Origin of the sequence: Streptomyces himastatinicus ATCC 53653 (assembly GCF_000158915.1) — a bacterium.
In the GTDB taxonomy this organism is placed as follows: domain Bacteria; phylum Actinomycetota; class Actinomycetes; order Streptomycetales; family Streptomycetaceae; genus Streptomyces; species Streptomyces himastatinicus.
The window spans coordinates 6,183,449-6,197,073 of sequence record NZ_GG657754.1 but is presented as its reverse complement, the minus strand read 5'-3'; the positions used below and the strand labels follow the sequence as shown (position 1 = coordinate 6,197,073).

The following is a 13,625-nucleotide window of genomic DNA, read 5'->3' as shown; positions in this document are numbered from 1 at the left end:
GCAAATCCCCCCGAACTACTGGCCCCTGATGGTGAGATCAAGCCGCTGACCAGGAAGAATGAGATCCGGGTCGGTTCCGATGAGGTTTTCGTTCGACTCGTAGAGCCGACGCCAGTCGGCGCCCAATTCCTGCTTTTCGGCGATTGCTGAAAGGTTGTCACCCGGACGCACTGTGTAGCCGCCATCCGTGGGGTTTTCGGCCCTGTCGGCACCGCCGCGCGAGGCATGGTCGCTCGGCCGCTCCCCCGCGTCCCGTTCGCCCCGATGCCTGCCGGAGGAGCCCTCGGAGCCGTCCTCGGTGGAGGAGGGGGTCGGCGCGGGGTCGGACGCGTCGGAGGACGGCGCGCTGGACGTAGGGGACGGGGAGGGCGCGTCGTCACCCTGGCCGTCGGGGTCCTCCGACTCGCCCGGCGTGGCCGAGTCCTGGGGCCGCTCCGGCGCATCGGAGGAGTCCGAGGCGTCCGGCGCCTTGCCTGCCTCATCGCCACGGTCCCGGGCGTCGGACCGGTCACGGTCCTCGCGCTCCGCGTCGTCCTGCTGGGAGGGGCGCGCCGTGCTGCCCGGGTTCACGTCCGGGGCGTCGCCGCCGTCGGTCAGCCCGGCGTTCAGCGCGCAGCTGGGCCAGGCGTCCGGTCCGCGGTCACCGAGGATCGACTCGGCGACGGATATCTGCTGGGAGCGGCTGGCGAGGTCGGGGCGCGGGGCGTAGCTGGTGCCGCCGTACTTCTTCCACATGTCGAGGGTCAGTTGAAGACCGCCGTAGAAGCCGTTGCCCTCGTTGGCGCTCCACATCCCGGCGCTCTCGCACTCGGCGACCTGGTCCCATGTGGAAGCGGGGGCGGCCTGGGCGCCGGTCGCTCCGAAGAGCGGGAGGGCGATGCTCGCGCCGGTCACCCCCGCCGCGACGACGATGGCCGGAGCCTGGCGGGGGCGGCGGTGACGTCCGTTCCCGGAAAGCATGCGAATCGCCTCTCGTGTGGGGGTTCGGTTTGTCGGTTGAACATAGCGACGCCACACGATCATCACAAGCCGGTGTATCCCAGGTCACGCCAAGGTCACATGGCTGACCGGATGTCACTTTCCCCAGGTCACCGGAAGGGTGCGCAATCCGCGCATGATGAGCCCGCCGCGCCAGCGCAGGTCGTCGGGCTCCACTGCGAGCCGGAGATCGGGGATGCGGCGCAGCAGGGTGGCGAGCGCGGTCTGCGCCTCCAGGCGGGCCAGCGGGGCGCCCAGACAGTAATGGATGCCGTGGCCGTAGCCGAGGTGCTGGTTGTCGGTGCGGGAGAGGTCCAGGACATCGGGGTCGGCGAAGCGCTCGGGGTCGCGGTCGGCGGCGGCGAGCACCACCAACACCGGTTCCCCCTCGGCGATCCGCTGCCCGCCGATGGTCACCGGCTCGGTGGCGAACCGCCAGGTGGCCATCTCCACCGGGCCGTCGTAGCGCAGCAGTTCCTCGACGCCGGTCGCGAGCAGCTCCTCATCCCCTTCTTCTAGTGCCCGCTGGAGCCGGGCCCGTTGCCCGGGATGGCGCAGCAGTGCGTAGAGGCCGTTGCCGATGAGATTGACGGTGGTCTCGAAACCCGCGAACAAGAGGATGAAGGCCATCGCCGCGGCCTCGTTCTCGGTGAGGTGGTCGCCGTGGTCGCTGGCCCGGATCAGATCGGACATCAGGTCGTTGCCGAGCGCGGCGCGCTTACGGTGAATCAACTCGGCCAGATACGCGCGGATTTTCTTCACCGCGCGGGCCACTCCCCCGCGCGGGCCCCCACCGTGCCGGATCATCGTCGCGGCCCAGTCCCGGAAGTCGTCCTGGTCCTCGCGCGGGACGCCGAGCAGATCGCAGATCGCATAGATGGGGAGAGGAAAGGCGAACTCATGGATGAGGTCCGCCTCTTTCCGGTCCGCGAAGGCGTCGATGAGGTCGTCGGTCAGCTCGCGCACCCGCGGGGCGAACGCGGCGACGCGGCGCGGGGTGAACGCCTTGGACACCAGCCGGCGCAGCCGGGTGTGGTCCGGGGGATCGATATTGAGCAGATGTGTCATCAGATCCGCGCGCTGCTCGCCCGGGATGCCCACTTTGCCCCTGGCGTGAGCGGACTCACTGTGCCGCTGGGGGTTCTTCGACAGCCGGGCATCGGCGAGGGCCTGCCGGGCATCGGCGTAGCGAGTCACCAGCCAGGCGTCGATCCCGCTGGGGAGCGTGGTCCGATGCACCGGGGCATGCTCGCGTAGCCAGGCGTATGCGGGGTAGGGATCAGTGGCGAACTCCCAGGTGAAGAGGGTGGGAGCGAGGCTGGGGCAGGGCTGGTCTGACACGCTCCGACGATACCGGCCGCGACCCATGGATTCCGATACGCCACTTATCGGAAGTAAATCCATAACGCGCAAGTAAAGCCAATTAATGTCGAAGTAATTCGACGACCTTCTCCACACACCCTCCACGATGCGCTCACAGCGCGCGGCGAATGCCCGATATCTGATGGCTGTTACCAACGCCCGGAACGGCCCGCGGCGCTCACCACCCCGACCTGCGGAACATGCGCTGACGTCGCCCAATGAGGCAAAATGCGGGGATGGCTGAAACAGTGTCAGGTGGTTGAATGGGACTCCGGCACATGCACGGGGCCACCTGCCTCTGGTGATACGATCACCGCGCTTGCCAGGCGAGCCAAGGGCCCGTAAGACACACGGCGATCCGGTAAATCAGCCGAGAGGGTTACCACTCTGAGGAGCACTATGCCGCCAGTTGGGCATATGGAGCCGTCCCGGCGCACCCCTGCCTGTGCGCTGCCCGCGGCAGGTCGAGAGCGGTGCGCCCGGTCCCCTCGGGCGCCGTTCGGGCGCTGACTTACCGCCGCCTCTCCATATCACCCGGATTCTTACCAAGCACCAACCCTTCAGTCCCTGGCGGTCTAGTCGTTCAAAGAGAGTCTTATGACGCATTACATACAGGATCCTGCGCTCTGGGCCCTGATCGCTGGCACGCCTCTCGCCGCAACCGCCATTATCCGCGGGCGAAAAGCGAGAGCGAAGCTCAGTACCGAGAAGGCGGAACTTGAGAACCGCACCGCCGATCTCGAAAACAACTACGCGGCAGCGGTTCAGGACGCCCAGATACGCTCCGAGGAAGCCACCAAGAGCGCACTGAAGTCCGCCATGCGAACCCTTCAGGGTCTTGCCAACGAACAGCAGTTGGCGATCACGAAGCTCCAGGACCGCTACGGCGAGCACCACATTCTCCAGGACCTGCTGGAGATCGACCACATGAACTCGCAGTTCGGCCGCCGTGCGCAGTCGATCGCCGTTCTGTGTGACGGCTGGCTGGGCCGTCAGCGGGCCGTCGCCTCCGTCTACGACGTGGTGCGCAGCGCCAAGGGCCGCATTCGCCACTACACGCGCGTCGAGATCCGCTCCCAGAGCAACTTCGCCCTGGTCAGCCGGGCCGTCGAACCGGTCGCGCTGGCCCTCGCCGAGCTGCTGGACAACGCGACCAGCTACTCCGCCCCCGACTCCCCGATCGACATCACCATCCGCACCGTCCCCAAGGGCGTCTGCATCATCATCGACGACGCCGGCGTCGGGATGAACGAGGAGGAGAAGAACCGGGCCGACGAGCTGCTCTCCGCCCAGCGCGCGGCGGGTGTCACGGGTCTGGGGAATCCGCCGCAGTTCGGTTTCGCGGTGATCGGCGTGCTCGCCTCCCGCTACGGATTCACCGTCTCCGTCGACTCGGCCTCTCCCTACGGTGGTGTGCGCGCGGTGGTGCTTCTTCCCGAGGACCTCCTGACCAACATGCCCGAGCCGGAAGAACAGCCCGCACCCCGTACGTCCCAGGCGGACGCCGCCCCCGAAGAGAGCGATTCCACCGCGGGCGGACTGCCCAAACGCCGACGTAAGGGGTCCATCTCCATCGTGCCGCGATCAGACGAGGAGAACGCCCCCGCCCGGACGAGCGAGGAAACCGCTTCGATCATGGGCGCGTTCCAGCGCGGCACACAGTCCGGACGCTCCGCAAACCCGAACAGGGAAGGGCATGATCCTCAGTGAACAACGACCTGTCATGGATGCTTGACAGCGCCCTGGAAGTACCCGGGGCACGTCACGCGATCCTGGTGTCCGCCGACGGTCTGCTGATGGCCCGATCTCAAGAGGTCAGGAAGGACGAGGCCGACACCGTCGCCGCCGCGATGAGCGGCATCCAGTCGCTGAGCCGCACCATGGCCGGCTTCTGCGGTGGCCCTCATATGAACTGGCGTCAGACCCTGGTGGAGTTCGACGGCGGCTGGGTCTTCCTGATCTCCGCCGGCGAGGGCGCGTACCTGGCGGTCTCCTCCGCGCCCGATGTCGACATGGCCGACATCACCTTCCGTATGCAGCAGCTCGTCGGTCAGCTGGGCAAGGCGCTGACCACTCCGCCCCGCGAAACGGGCGTTCAGGCATGACTGCCCCGGAGGAGCAGGAGCCCGAGTCCGCCGGATTAGTGCGACCGTACGTCATCACCAACGGCCGCGGGCTCCCGGACACCGACCAGTTCAACCTGATCACCCTGGTCACCGCTTCCGAACAGAGACGTGCTCCGACGCTCGACCCGGAGAAGCGGAGCCTGCTGGACCTGTGTTCAGGGGGCTATCTCTCGGTTGCCGAGATCGCGGGCCACATGGGGCTGCCGATCGGCATCGTCAAGGTCCTGCTGTCCGACCTGTCGTCGGACGGCTATCTGGTCACGCGTGCCCCCGCGCCTCCCGCCCAGCTCGTCGACGTTTCACTCCTTCAGGAGGTACTGGATGGTCTCCAGGCCCGCTTCGGATGAGGACGTCTATCTGGACGACGCGGTGCAGATCGCGGCCAAGATCCTGGTCGTGGGGCACTTCGCGGTCGGAAAGACGACGTTCATCGGCACCATGTCCGAAATCCCCCCGCTGCGCACCGAGGAACGGATGACGCAGGCCGGTGCGCACGTCGACGATCTGATGGGCACCCGGGGCAAGACCACGACCACCGTGGCCATGGACTTCGGCCGTCTCACGCTCAGCGAACGCCTTGTCCTCTATCTCTTCGGAACACCCGGGCAGGAGCGCTTCGTCCAGGTGTGGGAGGACATGACGAGGGGTGCGCTCGGGGCGCTGATCCTGGTCGATCCGGAACGCCTCAAGGAATCCTTCCCGGTGATCGACCTGGTGGAACAGTACGGACTCCCCTACGCGATTTCCGTCAACCACTTCGATGGCTCACCTGTCCGTCCCGATGGGGAACTGCGCGAGGCACTGGATCTGCTGCCCGAGACACCTGTCGTCACCTGTGACGCACGTGACGAGAAGTCATCGGCGAATGCGCTGATGGCGCTTGTTCGTTACCTACAGGAACGTACCCGCTAGGAGCACGTAATGGAGACACAATCGGACTACCCGGTTCCGCCGCCGGGTTGCCCTGCCCACCGCGGCGAGCGGGTGCCGCTGCACGGGCCCGAGTTCGCGGCCGACCCGGACGCCTTCTACGCACACCTCAGGTCGTTCGGGCCGATCGCCCCGGTCGAGCTGTCCCCCGGGGTGGAGGCCAACCTCGTCACGGACTACTCGGCGGCCCTCCAGGTGCTACAGAACCCGGATGCCTTCGCCAAGGATGCCCGCCGATGGCGGGATTTCAACGACGGCAAAGTACCGCAGAACAGTCCGGTTGTGCCCATGCTGGGATATCGCCCGAACTGTCTGTTCACCGATGGGGCGGAGCATCTGCGGCTGCGCCAGGCGGTGACGGACAGTCTGGCGAGGGTGGACCCGCACTGGCTGAGCCGTCATGTCGAACAGGTCGCCTCTTATCTCATCGCCCAATTCAGCGCCCGCGGCACGGTCGATCTCCTCAACGACTACGCCAAGATGCTGCCGCTGCTGGTCTTCAACGAGCTTCTCGGCTGCCCGCCGGAAATCGGTGACCGACTGGTCTTCGGCACCTCCGGGATTTTCGACGGCGGGGTCGACGCGGAAAAGGCCAACGCGGAGCTGACCCAGGGCCTGCTCGAACTGGTCGCGCTCAAGCGGCGGCAGCCGGGGGACGATGTCACTTCCCGGCTGATGCAGCACGGCGCGAAACTGAGCGACGAGGAGATGATTCATCAGCTCGTCATGCTCATCTCGGCCGGTACGGAACCGCAGCGGAACCTCATCGCCAACGGGCTCTACCTCATGCTGTCCGACGAGCAGTATTCGGGCGGCGGGCTGCTGGTGGAGGACGCCATCGACGACGCCCTCTGGAATCAGGCCCCGATGGCGAACTACGCCCCGCACTATCCCGTACAGGACACGGAATTCGGCAATACGCGACTGGCCGCGGGCGATTTGGTTCTGATTAGCTTCGCTGCGGCAAATACGGACCCCAAGCTCTCCTCGTCCCGCCAGCTCCTGAGCAAGCGGGCCCACCTCGCGTGGAGCGCCGGACCGCACGCCTGCCCGGCCAAGGACCCCGCTCAGCTCATCGCCGTGACGGCCATCGAGAAGCTGCTCAACCAGCTCCCCGACATCGAGCTCGCGGTGCCCGCCGACAGCCTGACCTGGCGTCCAGGACCGTTCCACCGGGCGCTCGCCGCGCTGCCCGCCCGCTTCGCCCCGGTGCAGCCCCGGCCGACCGCCGCACCGCCGACCGGGCAGCGGCAAACCCCCTCGGCCACTCCTTCGGTCACCCCTCGGAGCCGCCCCCAGGAAAAGCCGGAGAAGGGTAGCTGGTGGAGCTCCTTCCTAGCGTGGTGGAAGGTGTGACGTTGTCCACAATTCGAAACTATTTCACTCTGAATGAATGTTCAAACAAGGGGGTAGAACCTATCGCGAATTCGCGTGATCCATACATCACTCTCGGTAATTCGCGCGAGAAGAGATAAGCATGCCCGGGGTGTTGGACTTGAAGGAGTCATTGTGGAATCTGTCGCTGCCGGCAGCATTGTCGACCGACGTTCCGTAGTTTCACTCATGTCCCGCCTTCGCTCATCGCGAGGACAGTCGAACCCCTATCCGATCTACGCGGAACTCAGGGCGATGGGAGATGTTGTGCCCGCGCCCTGGGGCGGTTATCTACTACTCTCCCACGATATCTGCGACCATGTCTTGCGCAGCAAGAAATGGTCGACCTTCGACGCCGAATGGCGAGCCCGGCAGGGCGATGTGAATCGCTGGAACGCGCCTGCCGCTCGGCAGCTCAGCCAAACCCTTCAGGGACTGAATCCGCCGGTGCACACCATGCAGCGGCGGTCCCTGGGCAACATATTCGACCGATTCACCCTCGACACCCTCGAGGAACCGGTCTCACGCATCGCCGACACGCTGCTCGACCGGCTCGGCGAGCAGCTGCGCACCACCAAGGAAGCGGATTTCGCTACCACGGTCGGCGAGGAAATGCCAGCGGCCACAATCAGCCACTGGCTACGCCTTCCGGAGTCGGATCACGACCTCCTCAAGTCCCTGACCCACGGTCAGGGACTCGCGCAGGAACTCCTGCCCTCCAAGAGCCAGCTCGCCCAGGCGAACGAGGCCGCCGAGGGCCTGCGTACGTACTTCACCGAGGTCATCCGGGAGCGCCGGCAGAACCTCGGGGACGACGTCCTCTCCGACTGGATCCGCACCTGGGACGAGATCGAACCGGACCGCGCCCTCGCCGACGAAACCCTCTACCACCTGGTGATGTTCATCGTCATCGCCTCGATGGAGACCACCTCGACCCTGCTCTCCAACATGGTGTGGCTGCTCGATCAGCACCCCGGGAGCATGGGCTGGCTGCGGTCCCACCCGGACCGGATACCGCAGGCCGTCGAGGAGGTGCTCCGCTACGACCCGCCGATCCATCTGACGACTCGGGTCGCCACCGAGGACACCATTCTCTCCGGCTTTCGAATATCGAGGGACGAGGTGGTTCACGTGATGCTCGGCGCCGCCAACCACGATCCGGCACACCACACGGACCCGGACACCTTCGACATCCTCCGCACGGGAAGTCACCTCGGTTTCGGCGGCGGAATCCACTACTGCATCGGAGCGGCGCTGGCCCGGCTGGAGGCCGTCGTTCTGCTGAAGTCCCTCGTCAGGCGTTTTCCGACCCTCCGCGTCACCGCTCCCCCGGTTTGGGAGCCGCGCGTCGCCTTCCGGCGGCTCACCGCGCTGCACGTGACCGAGCGCTGAATCCCGCCGAAATACGCCAGAAGACGAGGCCCCATGTTCAACGACCTCAAGACCCTGCGCATCACCGGCGACGGGCCCGAACTCCGAGTGGAACTCAACACTCCGGAAAGCGGTAACGCGATCAGCGAGGAGATCCTCGACGATCTCCTCGTGGTGCTGGAAGAAGTGCACAACCGGCCGGACATCCGGGTGTTGGTGCTCTCCGGCGCCGGACCCGATTTCTGCCGGGGCGGGGACCGTCACGAATTCGCCGGTCAACTCACCCATGACCCCTCCGGATCGGGGCTGCGGACCATCGGCGGGAAGGCACGCAGAGTATGCGACGCCCTCGCCACGACCGCCGCCGTCACCATCGCCCGGCTGCACGGACAGGTCATCGGGGCGGGTCTGGCGCTCGCCCTCTTCTGCGATCTGCGCATCGGCGCGTCCGACAGCCGCTTCCGGCTGCCCGAACTCGCCCTGGGCCTCCCGGCCGCCTGGGGCGGCTCCCTGCCGCGGCTGCTGCACGAGGCGGGCGCCGCCAGGATCCGTGAGCTGATCCTGACCGGGAACAGCTTCGACGCCGCCCGCGCGGAACAGCTGTCCGTCCTGCACCGGGTGGCCCCCGAAACCGAACTGGACGACGCGATCAAGGAGTGGTCCAAGCCCGTGCTGCGGCGCTCGGCGGCGGCCCTGCGCACCACCAAGGCCCTGCTGAACTCCTACGCGGCCGCCTCCCGGCTCGGCGACACCACCCTGCTGGACGCGGAGGTGCTGTCGGCCGTGGTCGCGGCGGGCCAACGGCCGTAGGAGCGGCCGCCGCAGGAACAGCCCACGGCGGCGGCGGTCAGCCGCTGCCGAACGATCCGCTGCTGCCCTCGCTCCAGGTCTTCCGGTCCTCGCTGCCGCCCGAGCCGGAGCCCTTGGTGCCCGAGCCGCCCAGCTGATGCGGGCGGCGCCGGACGCCGTCCGGGGACAGCTCCTCGGGCTCCCGGTTCTGCGTCTGGTAGCCGACCCGGTCCTGATCGTCCTGGTGTCCGGGACCGTGACCCGCCTGCCGGGCCTCGCGCTCGCTCTCGTTCACCTGCTGCCAGGCACCGGAGCGGGGCTTCGGCTCCTGCGTCGGGACCGGTTCACGGGCCCGCAGCCGTATGCCCCACCAGATGGCCACGATGAGGATCACGACCACCACGATGCCGACGATCAGCGGTGCCGTCCCGACCACGAAGTCGTGGGGCACGGCGAGGTCCATGGCGTACGTATCCATGGCGGCCGGGTACCCCGCACCGGCCGGTTAACCCGCCCCGCTCAGGCCGTGCCCTCCACCGCCAGGATCGCGTCCCGGTAGGCGCGGGCCGCGGCGCGCAGCGCCGTCTCCGGCTCCACACCCGCCTCCTTGGCGCGGATCGCCAGCGCCAGCAGCTCGTAGCCGAAGCCCTCGCCCTCCGGCAGGGCGACCGCGAGCCCGGCGGTACGGGCGCGGGAGGCGAGCTGGGCGGCGAGGGCGAGCGAGGGCTGACCGAGCGGCACCCCTTCGGTGACCGAATCGCGCTGCTTCTCGGCCGCCTTGGTGCGCAGCCAGTGCGCCTTGACGTCCTCGGCGGTCTCCGCGGCCTCCTCGCCGAAGACATGCGGATGGCGGCGGATCAGCTTGTCCACGATGGCCCCGGCCACATCGTCGACCGAGAACGGCTCGTCCTCGTGCTCCTGCGCGATCCGGGCGTGGAAGACGACCTGGAGCAGCACATCGCCCAGCTCCTCGCGCAGCGCCTCCCTGTCCCCCTCCTCGATGGCCTCGACGAGTTCGTACGCCTCCTCGATGCCGTACTTGACCAGCTCCTCATGGGTCCGCGCCCCGCTCCACGGGCACTCCGCGCGGATCCGGTCCATCACCTGGACCAGGTCCAGCAGCCGGGCGCCCGGCAGGTCGTACGAACCGGGCAGCAGCTCCAGGTCCGGCATCGCCTCACGGCCCGACCCCGCCAGCCGGGCCAGCCCGTCGGTCAGCGCGGACTCGCCGTCGGCCGAGGTGATCACGACGGCGCTGCGGCCGCCCTCCGCCACGCAGTAGTCGACCAGCTCGCGCGCCGCCGGGACCGCGTGCTCGACCTCGATGCCCGCCTCGCGCAGATACGGCAGCTGCGGATGATCGGAGTCCCCGCACAGCACCCGGTCGGCGCCGCGCAGCGCCTGCCAGGCGGGCCAGGACAGCAGCCCGGGTGCCACCCGGTGGCTGGTGGTGAGGAGGACGACGCGGCCGGTGGCGAGGTCGGCCGCGGGGGCGGCGGAGTCAGGCGTGGTCACCCTTGAAACGTAACCTACGCCGGTTGCTGCGAGGCGGTGGAGGTGCGCAGCCAGGCCTCCTTGGCGAGGACCGCGGTGCCCTTGGTGTCGTCCCAGCTGCCGTAGCGCGGGTTGACCTTGATGGCGAGGTCCTTGGAGGTGCGGGTGAAGACCGCGTTGACCTTGGCGACGCCGAGCTTGCGCAGCAGCGCGGTACGGGTCAGCTCCATGCGGACCGCTCCGTCGATCTGGTCCGGGGCGATGCCCTGCTCCAGGTAGGCGGCGCGCAGCGCGGCGGACCCCCCGGACTGCTGCTCGGCGGCGGCGCGGGCGCGCTGCACCGCGCGGCGGCTGACGCCGATCCCGTTGTCCTGGCCGGCCCGCTCGATGACCTTGAACTGGATCATGCGGATGAGGGTGTTCTGGGTCAGCTGGCCGCTTGCGGCCACCAGCTGGTCCGCCCTCGGGGAGCCGCTTTGCGCGTCCCGTACGTCCCTCACCTGGGCCTGGAGCTGCGACTCGGTGATCCGGCCGTCGTCCAGGACGGCTGCGGAACCGGCCTTCGGCGTGCCGCCGCAGGCGGTGAGCAGGGGAGCGCAGACCAGCAGGGCGGACGCGGCGGAGACGGAGAGCGCAGTACGGCGGCGGATCATTGAGCCTCCCGGCAGAGATCGTGCGGCGCGACAAACGATCTGGCGTTGATCGATGGTATGGAGTCGGCGCGGCCTAGGCCACTGCTTGGACAACGATTCACCCAGCTCTTGGTCAGCACCCGGTGGCCACCGGCCGGCTCAGCTGCCCCGCTCCGACGGCGAGGGCAGTTCCGCCCCCGGGCACGTGCCCAGAACCCGCTTCATCGCGTCCCGCTCGGGAGGCGTCACCCACAGCTCGTACTTCTTCTTCACCGCCGCCTGGCGCGCCACGTACTTGCAGCGGTACCCCTTGTTGGGCGGCAGCCAGGTCGCCGCGTCGCCATCGCCCTTGCTGCGGTTGGTGCCGGCGTCCACGGCGATCAGGTTGAGCGGGTCGTTGGCGAACGCGACCCGCTTGCCCCGGTCCCAGGCCCGGGCGCCCTTCTGCCAGGCGTCCGACAGCGCCACCACATGGTCGATGTCGATCTTGCTGTGGCCGCGGACGAACCGCACGCTGCCGCCCGTGTACGGATCGTCGGTGAGGCTGCCCGACGCCACCGCGCAGCGGCCGTCGCGGAGCCGCACGCCGGTCAGGTCGCGCCGGAGGATGTCATCGCGGGTGTCGCAGTGGTTGTCGTCCGTGTCGGTCCAGGGGCTGCCGAACGCGGCGCGCTCGTAACCCGTCTTGGGTGCCCGGCCCTTGACCGTGAGCGAGGCCACGGCGGACATCGCCGGGCCGGACGGGGTGCCGCCCCCGTGCCCGTCCCCGCCCCCCTTGTCCTCGGGTAGGCATCCGGTGACGGACAGCAGCGCGGCCAGCGCCACGGCCGCGCCTTTTCCCGCCCATCCCGCTATGGCGAACCGTTCCCGCAACCGTCCCGCCCCCTTCGCGTATCTTTTCGCACAGACCGCCACCCAGACGATAAGGACCCCGGATGGACACGGCCGCGACAGCCCCGCCCGGCACCACCGCCGAAGGGGCCCCCGCCGCCGCAGGCCGTAGTACCCGGCCCCTCGCCCGGGTAGTCGTGCTGCGCCACCCGCGGCTGGATCCGTACTGGCTGGCCCTCGCCCTGTTCGCCGCCTTCGCGACCCTGTCGGTCTGCCGCTACCGCCGCATGGCCACCATGTCGTGGGACCTGGGCATCTTCGAACAGGCGATACGGGCGTACGCGCACTTCCAGGCCCCGATAGCGGACCTCAAGGGCCCCGGCGCCAACATCCTCGGCGACCACTTCAGCCCCATCACGGCCCTCCTCGCCCCGCTCTACCGGATCTTCCCGAGCCCGGTGACGCTGCTCGTCGCGCAGGCCGCCCTGTTCGCGCTCTCCGCCGTCCCCGTCACCCGGACCGCCGCCCGGCTGCTGGGCCGCGCCCGGGGGCTCGCGATCGGCATCGCGTACGGACTGGCCTGGGGCCTCCAGCGCGCCGTGGACTTCGACTTCCACGAGATCTGCTTCGCCATCCCGCTCATCGCCTTCTCCCTCGAAGCGGTCATACTCCGGCGCTGGTACGCGGCGATGCTGTGGGCCGCCCCGCTGGTCTTCGTCAAGGAGGACATGGGCGCCACGGTCGCCGCGATCGGCGCCGTCATCGTGGTCTGCGCCTGGCGCGACCGGGTCACGGGCATCGCGCCGCTCGCCGTCGCCCTCATGGGCTTCGGCATCCTGGGGTCGGCGCTCGCGCTCGGCGTCGTCATCCCCGGCTTCAACGGGGCCGGATCGTACGACTATTGGGACAAGGTCGGCAGCGGGGGCGGTTCGGACGCCACCATCCCCCTCGTCACCGCGCTGCGCACTCTGCTGTGGGTGCTGCTGCCGACCACCGGCCTGCTCGCGCTGCGCTCCCCGCTGCTGCTGGCCGCGCTGCCCACCCTCGGCTGGCGCTTCGTCTCCCACGACGAGCACTACTGGGGCACGGACTGGCACTACAGCGCGGTGCTGATGCCGGTCGTCTTCCTGGCCCTGGTCGACGCGCTCGACCGGATCGGGGCGAGCCGCCGCGGCTGGCTCGTCCGTTACGCCCGTCAGATACCCGCCGCGGTCTGCGCCGCCGCCCTGGCCCTGACCACCTCGCTGCCGCTGGCCGGGCTCACCGAAGAGGCCACCTACCGCAAACCGCCCCACGTCGACGCGGTGGAGCGGCTGCTGGACCGGATACCCGACGGCGCGACCGTCGAGGCCAACGTCGGGCCGATAGCCCGCCTCACCAGCCGCTGCCGGGTCTTCTGGGTCGGCGCCACCCAGGGCGTCACGCCCCAGTACCTGGCCATGGCGGAGCCGCCGGACCGCACGGTGCGGCAGGAGCTGGCGTACGCCAAGCAGCTGCACCCGCAGGCACGGTACGAGGTGCTGGCGACCGCCGGGGGCTACTTCCTGCTCCGGCTCAAGAGCTCATCGGCTGCGGGGCGATGACCGCGAACGGCGCGCCCTGCGGGTCCTGCACCAGGGCCATCCGCCCGGCCACCATGTCGAACGGCGGCTTCAGCACCGTCCCGCCCTCCGCCGACAGCTTCGCGACCGTCCGGTCGGTGTTCTCGACGGAGAAGTAGACCAGCCAGTGCGAGGGC

General features: G+C 68.7%; 15 protein-coding genes. 8 read left to right on the top strand and 7 right to left on the bottom strand.

Annotated features, from left to right (window positions below; translation table 11 throughout):
* Positions 1 to 15 precede the first annotated feature (15 nt).
* Together SSOG_RS26415 and SSOG_RS26410 are read right to left on the bottom strand one after the other, a co-directional pair.
* Positions 16 to 960 carry a transglycosylase family protein gene (locus SSOG_RS26415; protein WP_039938759.1) on the bottom strand — a complete coding sequence of 315 codons (945 nt, stop codon included), beginning with the start codon at positions 958 to 960 and terminating at the stop codon, positions 16 to 18.
* A gap of 114 nt (positions 961 to 1,074) precedes the next feature.
* Entirely contained in the window at positions 1,075 to 2,346 is a 1,272-nt protein-coding gene (locus SSOG_RS26410; RefSeq protein WP_009717318.1) for a cytochrome P450 family protein, read from the bottom strand.
* A 591-nt stretch (positions 2,347 to 2,937) separates the two neighbouring features.
* Between SSOG_RS26410 and SSOG_RS26405 the strand changes: the two genes are divergently transcribed.
* From SSOG_RS26405 to SSOG_RS26375, 7 genes are all read left to right on the top strand, one after another.
* Positions 2,938 to 4,050: an ATP-binding protein gene (locus tag SSOG_RS26405; RefSeq protein ID WP_009717317.1), complete on the top strand. Its 1,113-nt coding sequence runs from the start codon at positions 2,938 to 2,940 to the stop codon at positions 4,048 to 4,050.
* Entirely contained in the window at positions 4,047 to 4,445 is a 399-nt protein-coding gene (locus tag SSOG_RS26400; RefSeq protein ID WP_009717316.1) for a roadblock/LC7 domain-containing protein, read from the top strand. Before SSOG_RS26405 ends, SSOG_RS26400 begins: the two co-directional genes overlap by 4 nt.
* Positions 4,442 to 4,813: a DUF742 domain-containing protein gene (locus tag SSOG_RS26395; RefSeq protein WP_009717315.1), complete on the top strand. Its 372-nt coding sequence runs from the start codon at positions 4,442 to 4,444 to the stop codon at positions 4,811 to 4,813. The genes SSOG_RS26400 and SSOG_RS26395 overlap by 4 nt, the downstream gene beginning before the upstream one ends.
* Positions 4,788 to 5,378 carry a GTP-binding protein gene (locus SSOG_RS26390; protein ID WP_009717314.1) on the top strand — a complete coding sequence of 197 codons (591 nt, stop codon included), beginning with the start codon at positions 4,788 to 4,790 and terminating at the stop codon, positions 5,376 to 5,378. Before SSOG_RS26395 ends, SSOG_RS26390 begins: the two co-directional genes overlap by 26 nt.
* A gap of 9 nt (positions 5,379 to 5,387) precedes the next feature.
* Positions 5,388 to 6,752, top strand: coding sequence for a cytochrome P450 (locus SSOG_RS26385; protein WP_009717313.1), 1,365 nt, complete (start codon positions 5,388 to 5,390; stop codon positions 6,750 to 6,752).
* A gap of 207 nt (positions 6,753 to 6,959) precedes the next feature.
* Positions 6,960 to 8,162, top strand: a complete 1,203-nt coding sequence (locus SSOG_RS26380; RefSeq protein WP_039938756.1) for a cytochrome P450 — start codon at positions 6,960 to 6,962, stop codon at positions 8,160 to 8,162.
* 33 nt (positions 8,163 to 8,195) lie between these two features.
* Positions 8,196 to 8,951: an enoyl-CoA hydratase/isomerase family protein gene (locus SSOG_RS26375; RefSeq protein ID WP_009717311.1), complete on the top strand. Its 756-nt coding sequence runs from the start codon at positions 8,196 to 8,198 to the stop codon at positions 8,949 to 8,951.
* A gap of 37 nt (positions 8,952 to 8,988) precedes the next feature.
* Here SSOG_RS26375 and SSOG_RS26370 read toward each other — a convergent pair whose 3' ends face one another.
* The 4 genes from SSOG_RS26370 to SSOG_RS26355 all read right to left on the bottom strand — a co-directional run bounded on the left by SSOG_RS26370 (position 8,989) and on the right by SSOG_RS26355 (position 11,875).
* A complete protein-coding gene (locus tag SSOG_RS26370) occupies positions 8,989 to 9,408 on the bottom strand; it encodes a DUF6479 family protein (RefSeq protein WP_009717310.1) in 420 nt (139 codons plus the stop codon).
* Positions 9,409 to 9,449: 41 nt separating this feature from the next.
* The gene (locus tag SSOG_RS26365; RefSeq protein WP_009717309.1) at positions 9,450 to 10,445 is read right to left on the bottom strand and encodes a nucleoside triphosphate pyrophosphohydrolase; all 996 of its coding nucleotides are present in this window, start codon (positions 10,443 to 10,445) and stop codon (positions 9,450 to 9,452) included.
* A gap of 14 nt (positions 10,446 to 10,459) precedes the next feature.
* Entirely contained in the window at positions 10,460 to 11,077 is a 618-nt protein-coding gene (locus tag SSOG_RS26360; protein WP_009717308.1) for a SurA N-terminal domain-containing protein, read from the bottom strand.
* Positions 11,078 to 11,215: 138 nt separating this feature from the next.
* Complete coding sequence (locus SSOG_RS26355; RefSeq protein ID WP_106516665.1) at positions 11,216 to 11,875, bottom strand: HNH endonuclease family protein; 660 nt, start codon at positions 11,873 to 11,875, stop codon at positions 11,216 to 11,218.
* A gap of 116 nt (positions 11,876 to 11,991) precedes the next feature.
* On the opposite strand from SSOG_RS26355, the gene SSOG_RS26350 reads away from it, so the two are divergent.
* On the top strand, positions 11,992 to 13,470 hold the full coding sequence (locus SSOG_RS26350) for a DUF2079 domain-containing protein (RefSeq protein WP_009717306.1): 1,479 nt from the start codon (positions 11,992 to 11,994) through the stop codon (positions 13,468 to 13,470).
* On the opposite strand, the gene SSOG_RS47690 is transcribed toward SSOG_RS26350, so the two are convergent.
* A partial coding sequence (locus SSOG_RS47690) for a VOC family protein (protein WP_039938752.1) occupies positions 13,442 to 13,625 on the bottom strand: 184 nt, incomplete at its 5' end. The two genes, SSOG_RS26350 and SSOG_RS47690, sit on opposite strands and share 29 nt — an antisense overlap.

What these genes read in the sequence shown, in the direction of transcription:
- SSOG_RS26415 (WP_039938759.1), bottom strand. Translation starts at nt 960, where the DNA reads ATGCTTTCCGGGAACGGACGTCACCGCCGCCCCCGCCAGGCTCCGGCC.
- SSOG_RS26410 (WP_009717318.1), bottom strand. Translation starts at nt 2,346, where the DNA reads ATGGGTCGCGGCCGGTATCGTCGGAGCGTGTCAGACCAGCCCTGCCCC.
- SSOG_RS26405 (WP_009717317.1), top strand. Translation starts at nt 2,938, where the DNA reads ATGACGCATTACATACAGGATCCTGCGCTCTGGGCCCTGATCGCTGGC.
- SSOG_RS26395 (WP_009717315.1), top strand. Translation starts at nt 4,442, where the DNA reads ATGACTGCCCCGGAGGAGCAGGAGCCCGAGTCCGCCGGATTAGTGCGA.
- SSOG_RS26390 (WP_009717314.1), top strand. Translation starts at nt 4,788, where the DNA reads ATGGTCTCCAGGCCCGCTTCGGATGAGGACGTCTATCTGGACGACGCG.
- SSOG_RS26385 (WP_009717313.1), top strand. Translation starts at nt 5,388, where the DNA reads ATGGAGACACAATCGGACTACCCGGTTCCGCCGCCGGGTTGCCCTGCC.
- SSOG_RS26380 (WP_039938756.1), top strand. Translation starts at nt 6,960, where the DNA reads ATGTCCCGCCTTCGCTCATCGCGAGGACAGTCGAACCCCTATCCGATC.
- SSOG_RS26375 (WP_009717311.1), top strand. Translation starts at nt 8,196, where the DNA reads ATGTTCAACGACCTCAAGACCCTGCGCATCACCGGCGACGGGCCCGAA.
- SSOG_RS26370 (WP_009717310.1), bottom strand. Translation starts at nt 9,408, where the DNA reads ATGGATACGTACGCCATGGACCTCGCCGTGCCCCACGACTTCGTGGTC.
- SSOG_RS26360 (WP_009717308.1), bottom strand. Translation starts at nt 11,077, where the DNA reads ATGATCCGCCGCCGTACTGCGCTCTCCGTCTCCGCCGCGTCCGCCCTG.
- SSOG_RS26350 (WP_009717306.1), top strand. Translation starts at nt 11,992, where the DNA reads ATGGACACGGCCGCGACAGCCCCGCCCGGCACCACCGCCGAAGGGGCC.